Origin of the sequence: Mesorhizobium sp. M0001, assembly GCF_040324255.1 — a bacterium.
Lineage (GTDB): Bacteria > Pseudomonadota > Alphaproteobacteria > Rhizobiales > Rhizobiaceae > Mesorhizobium.
In genome coordinates, this window is record NZ_JAMYVS010000001.1 from 455,378 (window position 1) to 478,831 (window position 23,454).

General features: G+C 62.1%; 23 protein-coding genes. 14 read left to right on the forward strand and 9 right to left on the reverse strand.

The annotated features are described in order from the left end of the window. Positions 1-147 precede the first annotated feature (147 nt). Positions 148-1,665, forward strand: a complete 1,518-nt coding sequence (locus NKK50_RS02135; protein WP_023682088.1) for a DegQ family serine endoprotease — start codon at positions 148-150, stop codon at positions 1,663-1,665. A gap of 43 nt (positions 1,666-1,708) precedes the next feature. Here the strand turns inward: NKK50_RS02135 and NKK50_RS02140 are convergent, their stop codons facing one another. Both NKK50_RS02140 and serB read right to left on the reverse strand, forming a co-directional pair. Continuing rightward, entirely contained in the window at positions 1,709-2,281 is a 573-nt protein-coding gene (locus tag NKK50_RS02140; RefSeq protein WP_023744631.1) for a GNAT family N-acetyltransferase, read from the reverse strand. Continuing rightward, entirely contained in the window at positions 2,278-3,165 is an 888-nt protein-coding gene (gene serB, locus NKK50_RS02145) for a phosphoserine phosphatase SerB (RefSeq protein WP_023725332.1), read from the reverse strand. Before serB ends, NKK50_RS02140 begins: the two co-directional genes overlap by 4 nt. Here serB and miaA point away from each other — a divergent pair. Next, a complete protein-coding gene (gene miaA, locus NKK50_RS02150; RefSeq protein WP_023833887.1) occupies positions 3,155-4,138 on the forward strand; it encodes a tRNA (adenosine(37)-N6)-dimethylallyltransferase MiaA in 984 nt (327 codons plus the stop codon). The two genes, serB and miaA, sit on opposite strands and share 11 nt — an antisense overlap. Positions 4,139-4,269: 131 nt before the next feature. After that, complete coding sequence (locus NKK50_RS02155; protein ID WP_023744633.1) at positions 4,270-5,061, forward strand: GGDEF domain-containing protein; 792 nt, start codon at positions 4,270-4,272, stop codon at positions 5,059-5,061. A 277-nt stretch (positions 5,062-5,338) separates the two neighbouring features. On the opposite strand, the gene NKK50_RS02160 is transcribed toward NKK50_RS02155, so the two are convergent. Beyond that, complete coding sequence (locus NKK50_RS02160; RefSeq protein ID WP_023833886.1) at positions 5,339-7,171, reverse strand: ATP-binding protein; 1,833 nt, start codon at positions 7,169-7,171, stop codon at positions 5,339-5,341. Positions 7,172-7,323: 152 nt separating this feature from the next. On the opposite strand from NKK50_RS02160, the gene NKK50_RS02165 reads away from it, so the two are divergent. Genes NKK50_RS02165 through NKK50_RS02175 form a run of 3 tightly spaced genes read left to right on the forward strand, consistent with a single transcriptional unit; the run spans position 7,324 to position 8,742 of the window. Then, a complete protein-coding gene (locus tag NKK50_RS02165) occupies positions 7,324-7,890 on the forward strand; it encodes a helix-turn-helix domain-containing protein (protein ID WP_352543053.1) in 567 nt (188 codons plus the stop codon). Positions 7,891-7,894: 4 nt separating this feature from the next. Then, the gene (locus NKK50_RS02170; protein WP_023682084.1) at positions 7,895-8,203 is read left to right on the forward strand and encodes a hypothetical protein; all 309 of its coding nucleotides are present in this window, start codon (positions 7,895-7,897) and stop codon (positions 8,201-8,203) included. A gap of 17 nt (positions 8,204-8,220) precedes the next feature. Next, positions 8,221-8,742, forward strand: coding sequence for a GNAT family N-acetyltransferase (locus NKK50_RS02175; protein WP_023833885.1), 522 nt, complete (start codon positions 8,221-8,223; stop codon positions 8,740-8,742). On the opposite strand, the gene NKK50_RS02180 is transcribed toward NKK50_RS02175, so the two are convergent. Then, entirely contained in the window at positions 8,739-10,541 is a 1,803-nt protein-coding gene (locus tag NKK50_RS02180) for an NAD(P)/FAD-dependent oxidoreductase (protein WP_023744636.1), read from the reverse strand. The genes NKK50_RS02175 and NKK50_RS02180 overlap by 4 nt on opposite strands. A 138-nt stretch (positions 10,542-10,679) precedes the next feature. Next, positions 10,680-11,570: a LysR family transcriptional regulator gene (locus tag NKK50_RS02185; RefSeq protein WP_023744637.1), complete on the reverse strand. Its 891-nt coding sequence runs from the start codon at positions 11,568-11,570 to the stop codon at positions 10,680-10,682. 121 nt (positions 11,571-11,691) lie between these two features. Here NKK50_RS02185 and tmpA point away from each other — a divergent pair, with 121 nt between their 5' ends. The 3 genes from tmpA (at position 11,692) to NKK50_RS02200 (ending at position 14,249) form a co-directional block, all read left to right on the forward strand. Then, complete coding sequence (gene tmpA, locus NKK50_RS02190) at positions 11,692-12,843, forward strand: 2-trimethylaminoethylphosphonate dioxygenase (RefSeq protein WP_023744638.1); 1,152 nt, start codon at positions 11,692-11,694, stop codon at positions 12,841-12,843. Further along, positions 12,840-13,424 carry a (R)-1-hydroxy-2-trimethylaminoethylphosphonate oxygenase gene (gene tmpB / locus NKK50_RS02195; RefSeq protein WP_023707197.1) on the forward strand — a complete coding sequence of 195 codons (585 nt, stop codon included), beginning with the start codon at positions 12,840-12,842 and terminating at the stop codon, positions 13,422-13,424. Before tmpA ends, tmpB begins: the two co-directional genes overlap by 4 nt. Positions 13,425-13,820: 396 nt before the next feature. Next, the gene (locus NKK50_RS02200; RefSeq protein WP_023731683.1) at positions 13,821-14,249 is read left to right on the forward strand and encodes a hypothetical protein; all 429 of its coding nucleotides are present in this window, start codon (positions 13,821-13,823) and stop codon (positions 14,247-14,249) included. A 49-nt stretch (positions 14,250-14,298) separates the two neighbouring features. On the opposite strand, the gene NKK50_RS02205 is transcribed toward NKK50_RS02200, so the two are convergent. From NKK50_RS02205 to NKK50_RS02215, 3 genes are all read right to left on the reverse strand, one after another. Further along, the gene (locus NKK50_RS02205; RefSeq protein WP_023668347.1) at positions 14,299-14,946 is read right to left on the reverse strand and encodes a LuxR C-terminal-related transcriptional regulator; all 648 of its coding nucleotides are present in this window, start codon (positions 14,944-14,946) and stop codon (positions 14,299-14,301) included. Next, positions 14,943-16,334, reverse strand: coding sequence for a sensor histidine kinase (locus NKK50_RS02210; RefSeq protein ID WP_023690914.1), 1,392 nt, complete (start codon positions 16,332-16,334; stop codon positions 14,943-14,945). Before NKK50_RS02210 ends, NKK50_RS02205 begins: the two co-directional genes overlap by 4 nt. A 163-nt stretch (positions 16,335-16,497) precedes the next feature. Further along, entirely contained in the window at positions 16,498-16,800 is a 303-nt protein-coding gene (locus NKK50_RS02215) for a DUF1236 domain-containing protein (RefSeq protein WP_023731684.1), read from the reverse strand. Positions 16,801-17,378: 578 nt separating this feature from the next. Between NKK50_RS02215 and NKK50_RS02220 the strand changes: the two genes are divergently transcribed. From NKK50_RS02220 to ilvN, 3 genes are all read left to right on the forward strand, one after another. Next, complete coding sequence (locus NKK50_RS02220; RefSeq protein WP_023668350.1) at positions 17,379-18,341, forward strand: DUF1236 domain-containing protein; 963 nt, start codon at positions 17,379-17,381, stop codon at positions 18,339-18,341. A 331-nt stretch (positions 18,342-18,672) separates the two neighbouring features. Continuing rightward, on the forward strand, positions 18,673-20,469 hold the full coding sequence (locus NKK50_RS02225) for an acetolactate synthase 3 large subunit (RefSeq protein WP_023668351.1): 1,797 nt from the start codon (positions 18,673-18,675) through the stop codon (positions 20,467-20,469). A gap of 81 nt (positions 20,470-20,550) precedes the next feature. Further along, entirely contained in the window at positions 20,551-21,123 is a 573-nt protein-coding gene (ilvN, locus tag NKK50_RS02230; protein ID WP_023668352.1) for an acetolactate synthase small subunit, read from the forward strand. An 11-nt stretch (positions 21,124-21,134) separates the two neighbouring features. On the opposite strand, the gene NKK50_RS02235 is transcribed toward ilvN, so the two are convergent. Next, the gene (locus tag NKK50_RS02235; RefSeq protein ID WP_023702997.1) at positions 21,135-21,515 is read right to left on the reverse strand and encodes a metalloregulator ArsR/SmtB family transcription factor; all 381 of its coding nucleotides are present in this window, start codon (positions 21,513-21,515) and stop codon (positions 21,135-21,137) included. Between the two features lie 156 nt (positions 21,516-21,671). On the opposite strand from NKK50_RS02235, the gene NKK50_RS02240 reads away from it, so the two are divergent. Both NKK50_RS02240 and NKK50_RS02245 read left to right on the forward strand, forming a co-directional pair. Beyond that, complete coding sequence (locus NKK50_RS02240; protein ID WP_023714739.1) at positions 21,672-22,628, forward strand: acyl-CoA desaturase; 957 nt, start codon at positions 21,672-21,674, stop codon at positions 22,626-22,628. Positions 22,629-22,751: 123 nt separating this feature from the next. Continuing rightward, positions 22,752-23,348: a LysE family translocator gene (locus tag NKK50_RS02245; RefSeq protein WP_023688075.1), complete on the forward strand. Its 597-nt coding sequence runs from the start codon at positions 22,752-22,754 to the stop codon at positions 23,346-23,348. Positions 23,349-23,454 lie beyond the last annotated feature (106 nt).

Below are 23,454 nucleotides of genomic sequence, written 5' to 3' on the forward strand. Positions count from 1 at the left end.
CGAAACGGCGAACCGCTCTAAGGTGTAACGGAGGATTTATCCTCCTGATGTGGCCATAGCCGCAAACGTGCCGTATTTCTTGCCAACATGACGCGACGCGGCGTTTTGCCGAAGCGCTTTTTCTTTTCAGATTCCGGGAGGCTTTCGATGACATCCAACACCCTTCTGCGCGCGGCGCGGCGGACGTTCATCGCAGGTGCTGCGGCACTTATGGTCGGCGCGCTTGCCGTTCCGGCTTTCGTGACGCCGACGGTGGCCGCGGACGGACCGGCTTCGGTTGCCGACCTCGCCGAAGGCCTGCTCGGTGCGGTGGTCAACATCTCGACCTCGCAGACCGTGAAGGGCACGGAAGGTCCGGGCGCGGTGCCGATGCCGCAGCTGCCGGAGGGTTCGCCGTTCCAGGATTTCTTCGACGACTTCTTCAAGAACCGTGGCGGCGACAAGGATGGCGGCGCGCAAAAGGTGCAGTCGCTGGGCTCCGGCTTCGTAGTCGACGCCGAGCAAGGCATTGTCGTCACCAACAACCACGTCATCGCCGATGCAGACGATATCGAGGTGAATTTCTCCGACGGCGTGACGCTGAAGGCGACGCTGGTCGGCACCGACACCAAGACCGACGTGGCGGTGCTCAAGGTCGACCCGAAGGGCCACAAGCTGACGGCGGTGAAATTCGGCGATTCCAACAAGATGCGCGTCGGCGACTGGGTGATGGCGATCGGCAATCCGTTCGGCCTTGGCGGCACGGTGACGGTCGGCATCGTCTCGGCCCGCAACCGCGACATCAATTCCGGCCCCTACGACGACTTCATCCAGACCGACGCCGCCATCAACCGCGGCAATTCCGGCGGGCCGCTGTTCAACAGCCTGGGCGAGGTCATCGGTATCAACACGGCGATCATCTCGCCGTCGGGCGGCTCGATCGGCATCGGTTTCTCCATCCCCTCGCAGCTTGCCTCGGGCGTCGTCGACCAGCTGCGCCAGTTCGGCGAGACCCGTCGCGGCTGGCTCGGCGTGCGCATCCAGCCGGTGACCGACGACATCGCCGAGAGCCTCGGCATGGCGACCGCCAAGGGCGCGCTGGTGGCCGGCGTCATCAAGGGCGGACCGGTCGACAACGGCACAATTCTCGCCGGCGACGTCATCATCAAGTTCGATGGCAAGGACATCCATGAAATGCGCGACCTGCCGCGCGTCGTGGCGGAAAGCCCGGTCGGCAAGGCGGTCGACGTGATCATCGTGCGCAAGGGCGTCGAGCAGACGGTGAAGGTGACGCTCGGCCGGCTTGAGGACGGCGAGAAGGTCGCTGCCGGTGAGGACGGCACTACCGATGAGGACAAGGGCGGCGACAAGGCGCCCGCGGTCTCCACGGCCTCGGTGCTCGGCATGACCGTCGGCGAGCTCAATGACGACACACGGAAAAAATTCGGCATCGCGGCCGACGTCTCCGGCGTCGTCATCACCGACGTCACCAAGGATTCGGCCGCCGCCGAGCGCGGCATCCAGGCCGGCGAGGTGATCACCGAAATCGCCCAGGAATCGGTCGCGACCCCGAAGGACGTGATGGACCGGATCGGCGCGCTGAAGGAGCAGGGCCGCAAGAATGCGCTCTTGATGCTGGCGTCCAAGACAGGCGAGTTGCGCTTCGTGACGATCCGGATGGATTGAGTCCGGAAAGCCCCATAACCGATTGTCTTCAGGGAAAGGGCGGCTAGCGAGCCGCCCTTTTTCGTGCCTGCCAGTCCGTGCGCGACAGTTTGTAGAGGACATGCCGCTTGAGGTGCGGGTGGCTGTCAGGGATGGATGGGTGATCGAAATCGCGAGCCGGGTCAGGGCTCATGCCAAGACGCTCCATGACGGCCGTCGAGCGGCGGTTGGCCGCGACGGCGAAGGAGACGATCTCGTCGCGGTCAAGCGTTTCGAAGCCAAAGGCGAGCCAGGCTTCGGAGGCCTCCGTGACATAGCCCTTGCGCCAGAATTCCGGCGCCAACCGCCAGCCGATCTCGATCGTATCGGAAGGCAGGGACGGCACGTGATCGGTCTTTAAGAGACCGACGAAGCCGATGCATTCCCCAGTCGCGGCGATCTCGGCGGCGGCAAAACCAAAGCCGTCCTCGGCGATCCAGCCCCGAAACTCGTCCATCTTGGCATCCGTCTCGGCGCGGTCGCGGCGGAACGGAAAGAATTCCATCACCCGCTCGTCCGAATTGATGCGGTGGAAGAGTTCGCGATCGCGGTCTTCCCAGTTGCGCAGGATGAGGCGCTCGGTGCGCATCGGTTTCATTGGGCGAACTCTTCCTGGCGGTAGCCCTGGAGATAAAGCAGCGCGGTGAGATCGCCATGGTCGATGCGGACCTTGGCTTCGGCAGCAACGGCCGGCTTGGCGTGGAGCGCGACACCGGTGCCGGCCAGGCGGATCATGTCGAGGTCGTTGGCGCCGTCGCCGACCGCAATCGCATCGAATGGCGTCAGGCCGAGGCGGGCCGAGATATCGTTCAGCGCATCGGCCTTGGCGGCGCGGCCGAGGATCGGCTCGGCGACCAGGCCGGCAAAGCGCCCGTTCTCCTCGATCAGGCGGTTGGCACGGTTTTCCTCGAAGCCGAGCATGGCGGCGACACGGCTGGTGAAGACGTCGAAGCCGCCGGAGACAAGCGCCGTCCAGGCGCCATTGGCGCGCATCGTCTGCACCAGAGCGCGGCCGCCCGACGCCAGCGTCAGGCGGTTCGCGATGATGCGGTCGACGACGGCGGCATCGAGGCCTTTCAGCAGCGCCACGCGTTCACGCAGCGCCGGCTCGAAAGCGATCTCGCCGTTCATCGAGCGTGCGGTGATGGCGGCGACGCGGTCCTTGACGCCGATCTCGTCGGCGAGTTCGTCGATGCATTCCTGGTCGATCATGGTTGAATCCATATCGGCAAGCAGGATTGTCTTGCGGCGGCTTTCGGCCTGCTGAACGATCACGTCGACCGGCTCTGAACCAAGTGCTGTGCGCAAGGCCGCACTTGCCTCAGCGGCTTCTGCCCCCTCGGGCAACACCAGATCGCAGGCGACGCCTTCGCCCAGCCAGCGAACAGCGCTTGCGCCGACCGACCGTGAGGCCATATTCGCAAGCGAGGCCGACATCGCGCGGCGGACGGGGTGAGACACAAGCGTGGCAATGAGCGGCATCGAGACTTCCAAGCAGCTAGGCGAGGGCGGGCAGGCGGGCGAGGGCCGCGTGAAGAACGCGATCCTGATAGCCGGGCCGACCGCCAGCGGCAAGTCGGCGCTGGCGCTCGATCTCGCCGAACGCAAGGGCGGTGTCATCGTCAACACCGATTCCATGCAAGGCTACTCGGTGCTCGACGTGCTGACGGCGCGGCCGAATGCCGCCGATCTCGCCCGCGCGCCGCACTTTCTCTATGGCCACGTGCATCCCTCGACCGCCTATTCCACCGGCGCCTGGCTGCGCGACGTGATGAAGCTGATCGATGACGGCACGCTTGCCCGGCGACCCGATGGCGCCGGCTTCGAACGTCCGGTGATTTTCGTCGGGGGCACCGGGCTCTATTTTCGCGCACTTGCCGAGGGCATTTCGGAAATGCCCGACATTCCGCAGCAGGTACGCGACCGCTGGCGCTACGAGTTAAAGGAGCAAGGCGCAGCCAAGCTGCACCGCATCCTGATGCATGAAGATTCGGCGGTCGCCATGCAGCTGAAGCCGACCGACGGCCAGCGCATCGTGCGGGCGCTGGAGGTGCTCGACGCATCCGGCCGCTCCATCCTAGAATGGCAGGCAGCGCGCGGCCGGCCGCTGATCGACCGCGACAGCGCTCGGTTCTTCGTTATCGAGCCGGACCGCGCCCCCCTTGTCGAGCGGATCGAAACAAGGTTCGACCGCATGCTCGATCTCGGCGCGCTCGATGAGGTCAAACGGCTTGCGGCGCTTGGCCTCGATCCCGACCTGCCGGCGATGAAGGCGATCGGCGTTCGCGAACTTTCGGCTGCCATGGCGGGTGACATCAGCTTTCCTCAGGCCATCGCGCGCTGCAAGGCAGCGACGCGGCAATATGCCAAACGGCAAACGACGTGGTTTCGCCATCAGCTGGGACCGGAATGGCTGAGATTGCAGCCCGGCGACGGCCTGCAAGCCGTGATTTGATTTTCGTGCTGCTGATACAATTAAAGAAACAGAAGTAGGAATGAACATTCCCGCTCCGGTTGTCTGGATTAACCGTCCGTAAGGCGCCGGCATGCCATAGATCCGGGGGGTACTTTTCCAACGGGGAGCAGATGCGTTTCCACAAGGCGGAATCCGCATTTTTCGTCTTTATTTTCGTGATCCTGGCCGCAGGCCTGGTGACGCTTTATGCCTATGGTCAATTGCAGTCCATCGCGGTCGGTCACGATGCGACGTCCCGGGTCGAGAGGATCGCCTATCTCAACACGCTGCTGTTTGTCACCGGGGTGCTGCTGGCGACAGCGCTGTTCTTCGGCGTGTTCTTCATCTACCCGCTGATTCGTAGGCAGGCCACGGAAGAGGGCAAGCTGCGCGCCATGACGGTTTCGCTCAGCGCCCGCTCGGAAACGCTGCAACATGCGGCATTGACCGACGGCCTTACCGGCATGCAGAACCGGCGCTATTTCGATGATGCGCTGAAGGAATATCTCGAGGAATTCCGCCGCATCGAAAAGCCCGTCGGGCTCATGATCCTCGACCTCGATCATTTCAAGCAGGTCAACGACACGCATGGCCACGATGTCGGCGACGAGGTGCTTAGGGCAGTCGCCAATTGCCTCAAAGGCATGACGCGCTACCACGATGTGGTGGCGCGGCTTGGGGGCGAGGAGTTCGCCGTCGTTACGCCCAACATGGATGCGGAGTTGTTGGGGAAGTTCGCCGAACGCATCCGCAAAGCGATTGCCAACATGTCGGTGCTGTCGGGCAATGTCCGCCTCAAGATCACCACCAGCGTCGGACTAGCCGTCTGGGATCGGAAGGAAACCGCCGAGGAATTCTACCGCCGCGCCGACCGCCAGCTCTACGAGGCGAAGAGGCAAGGCCGCAACCGCGTCTGCGCCTGAAATCCCGGCATTAAATTCGTGAGGCTGGCCGTTTGATGCCGTCTTCTGCGCTTCCGGCCTTCGCCGGCCGAAGCACTCATGAGGTGGTGGCGGCAGCTATGGCTACGGCCGGCGTAGGCCGGTGCTCACGGACTCAATGTCCGCTCCGCTCCGGTTCTCGAGGTCGACACCGACCGACTCAGCCTGACGAATTTTCTGGCGTGATTTACCCAAGCTGGCTGACGAAGCTGATCTCGGAAGTTGACGCGGCTTGCCGGTGGCCAGAAGGGTGTGCAGGCTAATCGTTCTGCGGGCGCATGCCGAAGGTTGTGGGCTTGAGGCCGTAGCGCAGGTCGAAATCGTCGTCCGGCTGGACGCGCTGGGCGGTCGCCGGCTTGCGGTAATCGGGATCGCCGGCCTGGCGGCCGGAATCCACTGCTTCGGCGAAGGCCATCTGCTGCTGCGGTTTCGGGACGTTGCGCAGCCGCTCGACGATGGCGGCGAGATCGACGTCGTTGCCGTCCTGCGAGAACTCGTCCTGCTCTCGCTTGGCGGTGCCGGGGATCAGGTTCTCCGCCAGTTTTTCGAACTTCAGCCGCATGGTCGTCGCCACGCCTTCACCGAAGGCGATGGCTTCGCGCTGGCCCATGGAGGACAGGAAGGCCAGCGTCGAGGCGGAGGAATCGGCGATCGCCGAGCGGATGATCGCCTGGTCCTGCTCATTGGCCAGCCGCATTGCGAAGAAGGTCGAGCATTGCGACAGGATGGTCGGATCGAGTTCACCCGGGCGCTGGGTGACGACGCCGAGATAGCAGCCATATTTGCGGCCTTCCTTGGCGATGCGCGACAGTGCATGCCTTGTCGGGGCGAAGCCAAGGCGTGGATCGGCCGGCATATAGCGGTGTGCTTCCTCGCACAGCAGCAAGAGCTTCAGCCGGCCCTCGCTCCACAGCGCAAGGTCGAAGGCGAGCCGAGCCAGCACCGAACAGACGGAGTTGACCACTTCGGACGGCATGCCGGCCATCTCGAAGCAGGTCACCGGGCGGCCATGATGCGGCACACGGAAAATATTGCCGATCGTCTCGTGGATCGTGTCCTCGATCAGCCGCGAATTGAACATGAAGCGATAGCGCGGGTCGGACGCGGCGGACTCGATGCGCGTCTTCAGCGATTTCAGCGTCGGGCGGTCGTTCTTGCTTTCCAAGAGGCCCATGCGCTCGTCGATCTGCTTGATGAGATCGACCATGCGGTAGGGCACCGGCGTGTCGGCGGTCAGCGCATCGCTGCCGCGGCGCACGTAAGAGCCTGAACTCGGATTGCGATAGAGGTTCTTGGCGGCGGGGATCAGGTCGCGCAGGACATCGACTTCTTCCGGCACGACCTCTCGGCCGCGAAACAGCACTTCGGCGAATTCTTCAAGCCTGAACATCCAGAACGGCAGGTCAAGCGTCTTGGAATCGACCCGGACGCAGAACTCAGGCAGGGACGCCGCGAATTCATTGTGCGGATCGAGAATGAGGATTCGCAGATCGGGCCGGGCGGCGATCGATTTGCGCAGCAGCAGCGAGATGGCGGTGGATTTGCCGACGCCGGTTGTGCCGACAACGGCAAAATGGCGCGCCAGCGTGTCGTCGATAGCGATGTTGGCGTCGATCGACTCATCCTGCGACAGCGTACCGATGGTGATCGAATGACGCCCGGCGAGATCGTAGATCGCCTGCAGATCACGGGTACGGATGCGGTGCGCTATGGCGCCGATATGAGGATAGGTGGTGATGCCGCGGTCGAACACCGGTTTGGCCCCCGGTTCGGCGCCGTCGCGCACTTCGCCGATCAGCTCGACGCTGACCTCGATGGGGTTTTGTCCCTCATTGCTCCAGGCGCGATCCGACTTGCCGATTTCGTAGACCAGACCAACGGTGCGCGATGTCCCGAGATTGATGGAGATCATCTTGCCGACGGTCCACAGGCCGGTGACCGCGCCTTCGATGTCGTCGGCATAGGCGCTGATGGTGGCGCGCGCACCGTCGCACTGCACGACGTTGCCGAGAATGCGCTTGTCGCTCTGCTCTGCGCGGCGGCGCTCCTGCGAGGTCGGTTCGCCGACGGAGGCTTCGCGCTCGACAAACATACGATCCGATCCCCATTCCCGTGGAGCCTGGATCCTACACAGACGGGGTTAAGGTGGCGTGATGCGGGATGGTGTAGCAGCGGTTAACCCGTCAGCGAAAATTCAACCGGCCGACCTCTTTTCCGAATCCAAATATTCGATATATTGGACGAATGACTGATATAGCGAATGACATTTCGGCCACGATAGGCAGACGAATCCACGCCGAAAGAGCCTTGCGGGACTGGTCGTTGGCCGACCTGGCGAACCGCTCCGGCGTCTCCAAAGCCATGCTCAGCACTATCGAGCGCGGCATGACCAGCCCGACGGCCGCGCTGCTGGTGCGCATCGCCGCTGCTTTCGGCATGACGCTGTCGACGCTGATAGCACGCGCCGAGCAGCAAGGTGGCGGCTTGCTGCGCGAGAGTGAGCAGCCGGTTTGGCGCGACCCCGGTACGGGCTATGTCCGTCGGCATCTGTCGCCGGTTTCAGACACGCCGCTCGAATTGATCCGGGTGCAACTGCCGGCTGGCGCCAGTGTGAGTTTCCCGGCGGCGTCCTATGCCTTCATCAAGCAGCAGATGTGGCTGATCTCCGGGCGGCTCGAATTCACCGAGGGTGATATGGTGCATAGTCTCGAGCCCGGCGACTGCCTGGCGCTCGGCGCGCCGTCGGACTGCACGTTCCATGCCGTCGGGCAGCTGCCCGCCGACTATCTGGTCGCGCTGGTCAGGGGCTGAAATCGTGGCAAGACGTCCCAAGCGCTCCGACAATGGCGGACCGCCGCTCGATGATTACAAGGGCCCGCCATGGGGCAAGGGCGATCCCTACATCTTCCTGGCCTGGCAGGCAGCGCATGCCAAGGCGTGGAAGGCGCCAAGCCGTGACGTGATGCTGATGCGCATGGAAAAGGCCGAGCGGCTTGGCCTGACCTATGAGGAATACACGCTCGAAATCCTCGAACGCGGGCTGCATCTGCAGCCGAAAGACACCGATCGCATCGCCGCGATCAAGGCGAGACGAAAACGGCGCCGCGTCGCGCGTCTGGATTAGCAAGGGAAGGTGCCGGCATGAGTTCCATCGAAATCAGGTCGCTGACTGCTGAAACGCGCGGCATGCTGGCCGACCTCCTGATCGAGACGGTGGCGGCCGGCGGCTCCGTCAGCTTCATGCATCCCTTATCCAGGCAATCGGCGGAGGCCTTCTGGGGCAACTCGTTGGTGGCAGCAGAGAGAGGTGAAAGAGCGGTGCTGGGTGCATGGAAGGGCGAGGTTCTGGTCGGCACCGTGACCGTGCTGCTCGACTTTCCTGATAATCAGCCGCACCGGGCCGAGATCGCCAAGCTGATGACCCGCGTCGAACACCGCGGCAAACGCATAGCGAGCCGGCTGATGCGGGCGGCCGAAACGCTCGCCGTCGAGAAAGGCCGCACGCTTCTGGTGCTGGACACCGCAACCGAGGAGGGCGCTTCCGGCCTTTACGAAAAACTCGGCTTCACGCTCACTGGCGAAATACCGGACTTTGCCTTGAAACCCCATGGCGGGCTGACCGGCACGCTCATCTACTGGAAGCGCATCGGCGGCGCTACCTAACCCTTGTGATGAACCTCTTGCAGCGCGTAGACCGGCGTCGCGATGCCTTCCATGCGCGCCTTCAGCTGCAGCGCCAGGAACTGGGAATAGTGGCGTGACTGGTGCAAATTGCCGCCATGGAACCACAGCGCCTCCTGCTGCGTCGGCTTCCACATGTTGCGCAGCTCGCCTTCCCAGGGGCCTGGGTCCTTGGTGGTGTTGGAGCCGAGGCCCCAGCATTTGCCGACCTTGTCTGCGACCTCCCGTGAGATCAAATCGGCCGCCCAGCCATTCATCGAGCCATAGCCGGTGGCGTAGACGATGAGATCGGCCGGCAGTTCCGATCCATCGCTGAGCAGGACCGAATGCTCCTTGATCTCCTTCACGTCGACACCGCTTTTCAGCTTGATCGACCCGTCGATGATCAGGTCGGATGCGCCGACATCGATGTAATAGCCCGAGCCGCGCCGCAGATATTTCATGAACAGGCCGGAGCCGTCATCGCCCCAGTCAAGCATGAAGCCGGCCTTTTCCAGGCCCTTGTAGAATTTGTCGTCGCGCTTCTTCATCTCGGCATAGGCCGGGATCTGGAATTCGTGCAGGATCTTGTAGGGCAGGGAGGCGAAGACGAGGTCAGCCTTGGCGGTGGTCATGCCGCTCGCGACCGCCTTTTCCGAATAGAGCGAGCCCAGCCCGATCTCCATCAGCGTGTCGGACTTGACGATATGCGTGGTCGAGCGCTGCACCATGGTGACATCAGCGCCGGCTTCCCAAAGGGCTGCGGCGATGTCGTGGGCGGAGTTGTTCGAGCCGATGACGACGGCTTGTCTGCCGACATAGGCATCGGGTCCCGGATGCTTCGAGGAGTGATGCTGGTCGCCCTTGAATGTGTCCATGCCCTTGAAGTTCGGCATGTTGGCCTTGCCGGATTGCCCCGTGGCCAGCACCAATTGTTTCGGCTTCAGCGTGATGTCCTTGCCGTCGCGGCGCACCACCACCGTCCATTCCTTCTTCCCTTCGTCATAGACAGCGCTCATGGCCTCGGTCGACGACCAGTAGTTCAGCTCCATTACCTTGGCGTACATTTCCAGCCAGTCGCCGATCTTGTCCTTGGGCGCGAAGACCGGCCAGTTCCTGGGAAAGTCGATATAGGGCAGATGGTCGTACCAGACCGGATCGTGCAGGCAGAGCGATTTGTAGCGCTTGCGCCAGCTGTCGCCGGCCCGTTCGTTCTTCTCGACAATGACGGTCGGCACGCCGAGCTGCCGCAGCCGCGCGCCGAGCGCGATGCCGCCCTGGCCGCCGCCAATGATGAGCGTATAGGGCTGCGTCTTGAAGCCGAGCTCGGCGGCTTCCTTCTCGCGCTCCTCCTTCCAGGTCGGGCGGTTCTTGCCATGGCCGTGCTTGGCGCCGAGCGGGCGGTCGAAACCGGCCGGCTCCTCATGGCCCTTGAGCTCGACCATGGTGGTGAGCAGCGTCCAGATCTTGCCGTCCTTCAGCCGGATGTGGCCCAAGCCGCGCGCGACAGACGTTTCGAAACTGATCCAGCCGTCGAGCACGCCGTCGCTTTCCGTGGCATCCTCGCCCCTGGCGATCGCCCAGTTCGACGGTTTGGTCCTGGCCAACTGGCTGACCAGCATGTCGCGCACCTGATCGCGGCCTTCCATCGTCTTGATGTTCCAGGTGAAGGTGACGAGATCGCGCCAGTAACAATCCTCCTGGAAGCAGGCGACCGCCTTGTCGATGTCGCCGGCGGCGAGTGCCGCGCCGAAGCGATCGAGCAGGTCGGAAAGCTTCTTGTTGGGGGCCTTGTCGAGCATTGAATTTCCTCCGCGATTTTTCCTGGCCGCCCGTAGCGAGCGGAACCCTGCCGAAGCTTGACGTCCGGCCTGGCGCAGTATCGCGGCAAATTATGCGCCGCGTCACGTCGTCCAATAGTTTGCCGCGTATTCAGGGGCTTATCGGGAAATCGGGACGCCGAAGACCGTTGCGAACCAGCGGCGGACCGCTTCCTCGGCCGGGCTCAGATGCGCGCCCGAAGGTGCGGTCAGATAGTGGCCGGCACCGCTCGACAGCGTAAAGCCGGACAGGGTGACGAGAGATCCTTCGCGCAGTGCCGCGTCGGCCAACGGTCGCGATCCCAGCACCATGCCGGCGCCGTGCTTCGCCGCCTCCAGTGCGGTAACGAAACTGTCGAATTTGTGCGTCGGCCCCAGCGCCGGCTTCATCCGGGCGACGGCGAACCACTCGCCCCACATTTCCCGCGCGCCGACCACTGTAAGTCTCGGCAATCCTGTCCAATCCTTGGCCTTGGCGAGATGCGGCGACGCCATCGGCGTCAAGGTTTCGCGGGTCAGGCGGTCGGCCTGCCGTCCGGCAAAAGAGCCGGAGCCAATGCCGAATCGGATGTCGAGACCCACAAAGCGCTCGCCATAATCGGCCGGTGTGTGGATGGTCTCGATCTGCAGCTGGACGAAGGGCAGGTCCTTGGCCATTTGCGGCAGCTTCGGCGCGATCATCAGCACGGCAAACGAGATCGGCGAGCGTATCGTCACGCTCTGGACGGTCTTGGGTTCAAACAGCTCGCGCGTGCTGTTGGCGATCACGGCGAAGGCCGATTGCAGATGCGGCAGGTAGGCGGCACCCTCCGGCGTCAGTTCGACGCCGCGCGCCAGGCGGATGAACAGCGGCTGCTTCAACCGCTCTTCGAGAGAACGGATGTGCTGGCTGACCGCAGCCTGGGTCAGGCCAAGCTCGGCCGCGGCGGCGGTGAAATTCGACAGCCGAGCGGCGGCCTCGAAACTGCGCAGCCAGTCGAGCGGGGGCAAGGGCAGGGTTGTTTCAGTCATAAACCGTTTAGGGCCTTTGGCTGCAAAATGATAATTTGAGTTATGCCTTCGACATCATCACGATGCAACCGCAAACCCTGCGGAGTTGGCTGCGGGGCGCAGCGGACAGGAACGGATCCCCATGCTTAGCCAGGCGCTGATCGGCGACGAAGGAAGAACGATCGACCTCGGGTGGAAGGACGGCGCGCGCACTCGCTTTCACGCAGTGTGGTTGCGCGACAATGCGCTCGACGACAAGACGCGCAGCGCCGGCAACGGCCAGCGGCTGATCACCATTCTCGACATTCCCGCGCAGACATGGATCGGCGCAGCCGCGATCAAGGGCGATGCGCTTGAAGTCAGTTTCGAACCGGAGGGAAAGACGGTGCGCTTTCCTGCGGCATGGCTGAGCGCCAATGCCTATGACCGCGATGCCGCCCGACAGCCCGGCTGGACAGGCGAGGGCACCGTGCGATGGACCAGGGCCTCTATGCAGAATTCGGTGCCGCGCGCCGGCTATCTCGCTGCCAGCCGCGACCGCGCCGTCTTGCGGCAATGGCTGTCGGCGGTGAAGACCTACGGCTTCGCGGTGATGGACGATTTGCCGCCCGAATCCGGGGCGCTGTGCAAAGTGTCCGATCTGTTCGGCTATATCAGGGAGACCAATTACGGCCGATGGTTCGAGGTGCGCGCCGAGGTCAATCCAACCAATCTGGCCTACACCAATCTTGGCCTGCAGGCGCATACCGACAATCCCTATCGCGATCCGGTGCCGACCTTGCAGATCCTGTCCTGCATCGAAAACACCGTGGAGGGCGGCGAATCCAGCGTCGTCGATGGTTTTGCCGTGGCGGCCGCGCTGCAGGCCGAAAACCCCGAAGGCTTCCGGCTGTTGAGTTCATACCCGGCGCGTTTCGAATATGCGGGGTCGTCGGGCGTGCGATTGCAGGCCAAACGGCCGATGATCGAGCTCGGGCCGGATGGCGAACTCATCGCCATCCGTTTCAACAACCGCTCGCTGGCGCCGACCGTCGATGTGCCGTTCGCGGAGATGGAGGCCTACTACGCCGCCTATCGCCGGATTGCCGAACTGATCGAGGATCCTTCCTTCGAAGTCACCTTCAGGCTCGAGGCAGGCCAGGCCTTCATCGTCGACAACACCCGCGTCATGCATGCCCGCAAGCAATTCTCCGGCGCCGGCAAGCGCTGGCTGCAGGGCTGCTACGCCGACAAGGATGGCCTTTTGTCGACGCTGTCGGCGATCGAACACAGCTTCAAGGAGGCTGCGGAATGAGCGGCCAGGATTTGAACGCGGGCAACATCGTCGAATTCATCGCCGATATTTTCGAACGCCGAGGGGCGGAATCCTATCTCGGCGAACCCGTCACCATGTCGGAGCACATGTTGCAGGGCGCCTGGTTCGCCGAAAAGGACGGCGCGCCCGATGTGCTGGTGGCGGCAGCACTGCTGCACGATATCGGCCACTACACCAGCGAGTTCGGCACCTATTCGCCCGACGATGTCGAGGACAAGCATCATGACGAAGCCGGCGGCGAGGTGCTGGCGCCGTTCTTTCCACCGGTGATCGTCGAATGCGTCAGGCTGCATGTCGCGGCCAAGCGCTACCTCTGCGCTACCGACCCGACCTATTTCGGCAGGCTGTCGCAGGCCTCGGTCCACACGCTGTCGCTGCAAGGCGGGCCGATGAATGCCGAAGAGGTGGCCGAGTTCCGCAAGAACCCGTTCCACGAGGAAGCGGTTCGGGTCCGCATCTGGGACGAGGCCGGCAAGATCGCCAACATGAAGACCCGGGCATTTCGCGACTACATGCCGCTGCTGCAACGGGTTGTCCGCGACTTCGCCAATCGCGCCTGATCATAATCCGGGGAAGGAACGGCATGTGCTACCGCTTCGACGGCGAGCATGCGCAAACCGTATGCCGCCGCAGACTTGCCGCGAGCGTCTGCGTGCGCAGGCGCTCGCGCCTCGCTGCCGATCCCTACCGGTGACGAGCCTTGTCACCGCGGATTTTATTGCGACATCCGTCGGCGCGGCCCAAGATCAGTAGGTCAGACTTCGGTTGTATATTTGACTCAGACGAAGGTCTGAGAATCGAGCTGCAAGCACGAAAGGAGAGTTTCCTCAGCGTTTGTGAGCCGCAATTTTGGGCTGTTCATTCTTGAATACCGTGACACATCATGATGTGATGGTGGCATGAATGGAGAAAGGCAGCCCCTGTTTTCATCCGTGCGTCGCCGGGCGTACTTTAGCTTGCGCGTATTCGCGGCGGTTGCGGTGACGATGCCGGTGCTTGGTCTGCGGTTGAGCCATGTCGACGGTTACAAGATCGAATTCGCCGCTGCCAGCGCCAAGAGCGGAAACAATGGCAATGGTAACGGTGGTGGCAACGGTAGTGGTAACGGTAATGGCTCAGGCGGCAACGCCGGGAATGGCAACGCCAACGGAAAGGGAAAAAATGGTGCCGGCGACAACGCCGCCGGTAGCCAAGCTCCCAGTAGCCAAGTCAATGCCGCTGGCGACACGGTGACGGTACAGGGCGCCAAAATCCAGGTCGTGCATCGCGATGGATTCAGCGAAAGCATCGAGGCCGGCCGCTTCACTATGAAGGATCCGCTTGGAAGGACAATTGTCGAACGCGCCGTAAGGGCCTCCGACATTGCTCGTCTGAAAGGGCTGTAACTGTTGGTTCGCCAACCAGCATCCGACCTTCAGACAAGCCCCGATCTCCCTATACAAGACCCGTTTTGGGCGCGTGCATAAGAATGGCTGCTTCGGTGCGGTTTCGCACCTTTAGCTTTTGAAATATCCGAGTCATGTGGTGTTTTACCGTTTTCTCCTGCAGGTTGAGACGTTTGGCGACTTCTTTATTGCTCAGTCCTTCGCCTACCAAGGAGATTATCCCAAGCTCGCGTCCCGAGAGATTGGCAACGAGATCGGTAGTGCGCTTTTCCGGCCGGATCAGTTCATTCAAAAGCTGCGCTGACAGGGTCGGCGAAACATATTTTTTTCCTGCGGCTATATAAGTCAGCACCTCGGCCAGCGATGCCGCCCCAATCCCTTTCAGCACATATCCGCGTACGCCCAGCCTGAGCGCCGTTGCCAAATCGGCGTTCGCCTCCGAGACGGTGAGCATGACGATCTTGCAGTCAGGCTGAGTTGCAAGAATATTTTCCGCTGCCGCCAGACCCCCTCCCGGCAAACTGATGTCTAGCAGCAATATGTCGGGATTTGCCAAGGCCGCAAGCTGTTCGGCATCCGTCGCGGTTTCGCCCGCACCAACGACTTCGAAGCCGCCGATTTCGGCGAGGCTGCGAGCCACACCCTCGCGAAACAGCGGATGATCATCAACAATGGCAATCCTTATGGGAGCGGTCATTTCTGGTCCTCGATGTTGAGCGTTATGGTCAGCCGGGTCCCCCTGGGGCTCGAAAAGGTCTCGAAGTGACCTCCGATACTTTCGATACGTTCCCTCATACCGGCGAGTCCAAGTCCTTCACACGATCCCGACTGGAATCCAGGGCCGTGATCAAGCACTTGAATGAGGAGCTTGCCCTGCGTCACTCTCGCCTTGACAGCCTGCCCCTTGCCCAGACCGTGTCGCCAGGCATTGTTCAGCCCCTCCTGCGCGAAGCGAAAGATGCTTATTTTCTCGGACGTCCCCAGGTCGGGCAGGCGAGATGGCAGTGAAAGCGATACGGAGGAGGCCGTCCGGCGTTCATGTTCGGCAACCGCAAGCCGCAATATCTCCGCGACTGTCGAAGCTTCGATCTGTGGCAGCACGAGGCCGGTGCAGATGGCGCGGATCTCCCGCATCGCCTCGTCCAACGTATGATGGATATCGGCGATCTCGGTCTTCCGGTGGCTTGGGGATGCGGCGGGATCGAGCAGCAGAGGGCTGTCCATGCGCAGCGCAGCCAGTGCGACCAGCTGAGCTGGACCGTCATGCAAATCAGACCCGATGCGACGCAAGTAACGCTCGTTGATTGCCGTTGCGCGGCGCGACGCCTGCTGGACGCGCTCCCGCAAAGCGGAATTCTGCTCCAAAAGCAACTGAAGTTCGGCCACTTGTGTCTCAAGCGCTGAACGCTGCGTTTCGATAGTGCTGCTGCCGCGAAGCACGATTCCCGAGAGCATCGCCAAGGCGACCGCGGTCGCGCCAGCCACGAGCAGCCAGCTCGACCATAGTGCCGAGTTTAAAGTGCCCTGAAGATCGTCGGCTATCTCGTAGAACTCGGAAACGGCCACAACATCGCCCGACCACGGCTCTCGAACCGGATTGTAGATCTCGAGCAGCGAGGCGGTGGGGCTCTTCCGTTCCTTCCTTTCATTTTCGTCCAGATCATTGAATTGCGCCACCACGTTTCCACCGAACGCATGCAGCAAGTTCGCATTTGGCTCGAAGGTCTGGCCGATAAGAGCCGCGTCTTTGGCGTACAGCACCTTGCCATCACGCCGCCAAAGCACGAACGACGCCAGTTTTTTGCCGAGAGCACCCTGGTCCAGGGTTTCATCGAGCGCCCGTTTAACGGTGTCGCTGAGCTGCTGGCTTTTGCGCATATCCGGCAGGATTGGCGCGATGACACTGTCGACGTAAAGCGCGGTCGTGCTTGCAGAGTTGCGGATCACTCCATCTCGTATTTGCGAGGTGACCCATAGGCCGACGACCAGCATCAGCGACAGCAGCCCAATGCTTCCGACTATGATGAACTGCCAAGCCAACGATAGCCTGTTCCAGTTTTGATAGAGACTATCAATGTAGCGCACGTCTCAACCGACCCCGCGACTTTGGCCGCGCCAAAATGCCTAAGCCATCCTACATCTAGAACGGTCGATGGTGCGAGCAAGCGCTAGGTTGAATTGCCGGGGAAACCGCAATTTCAGGGCATGATCCCACCGCCACCCGCGGGGAACGGCGGTGGGATCAGCGTTACTGTATGATCTTGACGATCTTCCGCGTGCCGGGGTCGACCAGCACGGTTCGCCCGTCGACCACAACGTAGCGATACTTGACGCTCGGCACTTCATGCAGTTCCACCGTGTCGGGAATGGCGGTCCCCACGTTCAATTCGACACCTGGAATCTTCACCGACGCAAGGGGCTGCTTTTTCACGTATTCGCGCACAACCGTTTCCTGCTCCGGCGCGATGATGACGTCTTGAGCGGCAACTACGCCCGCGCTCGCGAGCAGCAAGAATCCGGCAATTGCGGTCGACTGGTACATGGTCGTCATGATTCTCTCCTTCATCAACGCTCATGCATCTTGCGCGAGCTCGATTCCGATACGGTGGTTGTTGGTGAGGTTGATGCACACCGCAAGCCGAACGGGCTTTTCGCGGCTGCGTTCCCGCGTGGGGCTTCGGTCCGGGCGTCATCGGGCCAATGGACTATAGGGAGAGGGACCAAAGTCTGGTGCCAGGCTGTAGAGGTCCTAGAGCCTCCTCAGGGCGGAACACAGGGTTCTCGGCATCGTTGAGATCAGCACTTGTGGGAGGCGTTAATGGACAACAGCGTCCATCAGGCACGATGGTTGCTCTTGCCTGTTTCGGGGTAGCCATCCTGGTCATGACGACGGGAGTACTTCTAAGCTTGTGAGGCTGGTGTCATCGCTATGGGATCACAAGCTCAGAAAAAAGCAAAAATCTTGCGTTGCATTAATTTTTTGATGCAATTTGTAGCTGATTGTTGGCAAAACTACTGCCTACATTTATTGGTCTTCTTAGAAGCCCGATTTTATTCGCAAAATGCGGAACAAAGTATTTTTGACAGAGTTGGCTAGGCTGAGGGACCGACTCTTTAAGGAGAAAGCAGATGAAACATGTGTTGATCACGAGCATGATTGCGCTTGGCGTCGGGTGCGGCGCCGCGATCGCCCAGACCCAGGCTGTGCAGCCGAGCGGCGGCGACAACTGCGCCGCCGGCGCGGCCGATTGCCAGAAGGGCGGCAAGGCCGGCGAACAGGCGCAAGGCAAGATGAAGTCACAGACCGATCAGAATGCACAGGGCCAGGCTGGCGCCACGACCGATCAGCAGGCTCAGGGCAAAGCCAAGCTCAAGACGGATGAACAGGCACAGGGCAAGGCCGGGACCAGTACCGAGCAGAATGCTCAGGGTCAGGCCGGCGCCACGACCGATCAGCAGGCTCAGGGCAAGGCCAAGCTCAAGACGGATGAACAGGCCCAGGGCAAGGCCGGGACCAGCACCGAGCAGAATGCTCAGGGCCAGACCGGCACCAGCACCGAGAAGCAGGCTCAGGGCAAGGCCAAGCTCAAGACGGATGAACAGGCCCAAGGCAAGGCCGGGACCAGCACCGAGCAGAACGCTCAGGGCCAGACCGGCACCAGCACCGAGAAGCAGGCTCAGGGCAAAGCCGGGACCAGCACCGAGCAGAACGCTCAGGGCCAGACCGGCACCAGCACGGACCAGCAGGCCCAGGGCAAGGCCGGGACCACCACCGAGCAGAACGCTCAGGGCAACACAAACGTCCAGACCGACCAGGGCAATACGGCCTCGATCAACAACGTGACAGTCGAGCAGAAGACGCAGGTCACGCAGATCATCCACGAGACCAGGGTTGAGCCGGTGAAGAACGTCGACTTCGACATTTCGGTCGGCATCGAGGTGCCGCGGCACAAAGTGCGCCTGCACCGTCTGCCGGCGCGCATTGTCAAGATCGTCCCGGCTTACGAATCCTATGAGTACTTCGTGCTGGCCGACGGGCGCATCGTCATCGTCGACCCGGACACGTACAAGATCGTGCTGATCCTGACGTGACACGGCAGTGGCTCTTGTTCCCGGCGCGGTGCGATTGAGGGGTATCGTATGCGCCGCGGTGGCCCGCCGACCAGAGGCGGCGGGCCACTTGCTTTGTCTTTCGCATCGCGCGTTTTTCCCGTTGACACCTTGCCTTTCACCCTCGTAGTGTCCGCCACGATGAAAAAGGCACTCATTCTCGTAGGAAAGCGCGTGGGCAAGGCGGTGTAACCGCCGGGCGAAAACCTCCCATGCGCAACACACAGGCTCCCATCGGGGGCCTTTTTTATTGCCCGAAACACGACTAAACGACCAGCAATCGCCTCATGGCTAGAAGTACGGGACCAGACCGATGAGCAACGGACAGAACGAACGGCGCGAAATGCCAAACAGGGAAATGACTGGCGCCGAAATGGTGGTGCAGGCGCTGAAGGACAATGGCGTCAAGCATGTCTTCGGCTATCCCGGCGGCGCGGTGCTTCCGATCTATGACGAAATCTTCCAGCAGGACGAGGTCGAGCACATCCTCGTCCGCCACGAGCAAGGCGCAGGGCATGCGGCCGAAGGCTATGCCCGCTCGACCGGCAAGGCCGGCGTCATGCTGGTGACCTCCGGCCCGGGCGCCACCAATGCGGTGACGCCGCTGCAGGATGCGCTGATGGATTCGATCCCGCTGGTCTGCCTGACCGGGCAGGTGCCGACTTCGCTGATCGGCTCCGACGCGTTCCAGGAGTGCGACACGGTCGGCATCACGCGCCCCTGCACCAAGCACAACTGGCTGGTGAAGGACGTCAACGAATTGGCCGCCACCATCCATGAGGCCTTCCATGTCGCGACGACCGGCCGCCCCGGCCCGGTGGTGGTCGACATTCCGAAGGATGTGCAGTTCGCCAAAGGCATCTATGTGCCGCCGCAGGCGGCGCCGCGCACCAGCTACCAGCCGAAGGTCCAGGGCGACCTGGAAAAGATCAAGGCCGCCGTCGAACTGATGGCCAGCGCCAAGAAGCCGATCATCTATTCGGGCGGCGGCGTCATCAACTCCGGTCCGGAGGCCAGCCATCTTCTGCGCGAACTGGTCGACCTCACCGGCTTCCCGATCACCTCGACGCTGATGGGCCTCGGCGCGTATCCGGCATCGGGCAAGAACTGGATGGGCATGCTGGGCATGCACGGCACTTATGAAGCCAATATGGCGATGCATGATTGCGACGTGATGATCTGCATCGGCGCGCGCTTCGACGACCGCATCACCGGACGGCTGACCGCCTTCTCGCCCAACTCGAAGAAGATCCACATCGACATCGATCCATCGTCGATCAACAAGAACGTGCACACGGAAGTGCCCATCATCGGCGATGTCGGCCGGGTGCTGGAGGACATGGTGCGGCTGTGGCGGGCGAGCGCCAAGGCCGACAAGAAGGCGCTCCATCCCTGGTGGGAGCAGATCGCCAAATGGCGCGCGCGTGACTCGCTCGCGTTCAAGATGAACCACGATGTGATCATGCCGCAATATGCCATCCAGCGGCTCTACGAACTGACCAAGGACATGGACACCTACATCACCACCGAGGTCGGCCAGCACCAGATGTGGGCGGCGCAGCACTATCATTTCGAGAAGCCGAACCGCTGGATGACGTCGGGCGGGTTGGGCACGATGGGCTACGGTCTGCCGGCTGCGCTCGGCGTGCAGATCGCGCACCCGGATGCGCTGGTCATCGACATCGCAGGCGATGCCTCGGTGCAGATGACGATGCAGGAGATGAGCGCGGCGGTGCAGCACAATGCGCCGATCAAGATCTTCATCCTCAACAACCAGTATATGGGCATGGTGCGCCAGTGGCAGCAGCTGCTGCACGGCAACCGTCTGTCGCATTCCTACACCGAAGCGATGCCCGACTTCGTCAAGCTGGCCGACGCATATGGCGGCCATGGCATTCGCTGCGAGAAGCCGGACGAGCTGGACGATGCGATCAAGGAGATGATCGCGGTGAAGAAGCCGGTGCTGTTCGATTGCCGGGTGGCGACGCTCGCCAACTGCTTCCCGATGATCCCGTCGGGCAAGGCGCATAATGAAATGCTCCTGCCCGACGAGGCGACCGACGAAGCCGTGGCCAACGCCATCGACGCCAAGGGCAGGGAACTGGTCTAGGTCCAAGCCGGGGCAGGGCTGTCGCGAGAAGCCGTGCGCAAACAGAGAATTAGCTCAAAGTCTGAAATCGAGATTCATGTCATGAACGCACAGCTTCAACCGACCGGCTCCGCCTATTTCATCGCCAAGGAAACGGAAAAGCCGGAGAACCACACGCTCTCCGTGCTGGTCGACAATGAGCCCGGTGTGCTTGCCCGGGTCATCGGCCTCTTTTCCGGCCGCGGTTATAACATCGAGAGCCTCACCGTCTCCGAGACCGAACACGAGAAGCACCTGTCGCGCATCACCATCGTGACGCGCGGCACGCCGCATGTGCTGGAGCAGATCAAGCACCAGCTCGAACGCATCGTACCGGTGCATCGCGTCGTCGATCTCACCGTGCGCTCGCACGAGTTCGGCCAGGAGCGGCCGCTGGAACGCGAGTTGGCGCTGGTCAAGGTCGCCGGCACCGGCGAAGCCCGCGTCGAGGCGCTGCGTCTGGCGGACGCTTTTCGCGCTTCGGTCATCGACGCCAACACCGAGCACTTCATCTTCGAGATTACCGGCAAGGGTTCGAAGCTCGACCAGTTCATCGCCATCATGAAGCCGCTCGGCCTGGTCGAGATCTGCCGCACCGGCGTGGCGGCGATGAACCGCGGCCCGCAAGGGATGTAGTCTCAGTCCAACTATTTTACCGGCTTGGGATCGACCTTGCCGCTCGCCAGATTCTTACTCTCCCTTTTGATCGGGCGCGATACCGGACAGACGTCCTGGACGAAGCCGTTCAGCGTGTTAACCAGATTGTTCTGGACCAGCGAGTAGCGGATGAATTGTCCCTGCCGCTCCCTGGCGATGAGGCCGGCCGTCTCCAGGATGCTCAGATGCTGCGAGATCGACGGCTTCGACATGTCGAAGCGCGCCGCGATCTCGCCCGCGGTCAGCGAGGAGTGGGCGAGATAGGCGAGGATCTTGCGCCTCGGCTGCGATGACAGCGCCTCGAACACGCGCTGTATGGCGCTGCTTGCCCCGATAGCCGTGTCGCCATCCGCTGCATTGTCTTCGATCACCGCCTGCCTCTGTCGTTTCGCTTCCGGTATTTAGTCTATTGCCTAAATACCTAAATCGGAATAGTAGATAGTTAGCTTATTGCCTAAATAAGCGCCGGCGCGCCGGAAGGCAAGGCTCTTTGGTCCGGAAATGTTTCCTGCAGAGGAGGGGTACCGATGAAGACCATATCCACAGGCAGAATGATCTCGCAGCCCTTGAGCGATGCCGAAGATGGCGAGGTCGTCTGGATGCCGGCCAAGTCGATCTGGGTCGGTGCGATGACGCTGATTGCGTTGGTGTTCGGGCCGCTGACCTTCAGCTGGAGCGCTTTCGCCCTGTTCGTAGCGACGACGGCGGTGACGATCTGCGCCGGACACTCGGTCGGCATGCATCGCCTGCTCATCCATCGCTCGTTCAAGGTTCACATCTGGCTCAAACACGCGCTGGTCTATCTCGGCACGCTCGTCGGCATGGCCGGTCCGTTCGGCATGATCTATGCGCATGACATACGAGACTGGGCGCAGCGCCAGACGGCTTGTCACGACCTGCACGCCCACCGCCGGCCTTTCTTCACCGACGCTTTCTGGCAAATGCATTGCGCCGTAGCGTTGCGCAATCCGCCTGACTTCGTCATCGAGCCGTCGATCAGAAACGACCGCTTCTACAAATTCGTCGAGCGGACCTGGATGCTGCAGCAACTGCCGTGGGCGATCCTTTTCTTGCTCCTCGGCGGGTGGAGCTGGGTGGTCTGGGGCATTGCGGTGCGTATCTCCGTGTCGCTGACCGGGCATTGGCTGGTCGGGCATTTCGCACATCGCAGCGGGCAGCAGGGCTGGCGCGTCGATGGCGTTGCCGTGCAGGGCTACAACCTGCCGCGTTTCGGCCTGGTGACCTTTGGCGAGAGTTTCCACGGCAATCACCATGCTTTTCCCGAATCCGCAAAGCTCGGCCTGGAACGCGGGCAGATCGATCTCGGCTGGCTCTTCATCCGCATCCTGGCTGCCCTCGGCCTCGCGCATGGCGTGAAGCTTCCCGGGAACACGCCGAGGCGCAAAGGCCTGCGGCGTGTGGCTGGCCGTCAGGAGGCCGCCGCCGCTCCCAGCCTGTTGTCGGCGCGGGCCCACGGCAGGTAGACTGTGCCGGCCTGGCTGGCTCGGGATAGGCGGATCACGGCGGAGCGCTTTGGACCAATGGAATGAGGTTGCGTCCAGCGCTCTGTCGATTTAAGTCAGCATTGCTGACCTTTGTGAGCCGTCATGACCCTCGACGCTTTCCTTGCCCTTTTGGTCTACGCCTTCGTGACCTCGATCACGCCGGGGCCGAACAACCTCATGCTCTTGGCGTCGGGCGTGAATTTCGGCCTGGTCAGAACCATCCCGCATATGCTGGGCATCAGCATGGGTTTCCTGGTGCTGTTGCTTGCTGTCGGCTTTGGCCTGGGCGCGGTGCTTACGGCGTTTCCGGCCTTGCACACCGGATTGAAGATCGCCGGCGCTGCCTATCTGCTCTATCTCGCCTGGAAGATCGCCATGTCGCGCTCGCTGTCCAGCAAGGGTGAGACGGAGGCACGGCCGATGCGGTTCATCGAGGCAGCCGCATTCCAGTGGGTCAATGCGAAAGCCTGGGTGATGGCGATCACCGCCATGGCCGTCTACTCCAATCCGGACCACCCGTTCCTGTCGGTGGCGCTGATCGCGATCGCCTTCACCGTCGTCAACCTGCCGAGCGTCTCGATGTGGGCCGGTTTCGGCACAGCGCTGCGCGGGTTCCTGTCGGATCCGGTGCGGCTGAAATGGTTCAACATCGCCATGGGCGTGCTCTTGGCGGCGACGCTCTGGCCGATGCTGAAATAGACGCATCCCGCCTGAGATCTCAACCGCATCCTGGCTGGTTTTCCGACTGCTGAGCCGGCTGCATAGTCATTGTGCAGTGCACATTAAATCTTCGTAATGCCGTGTT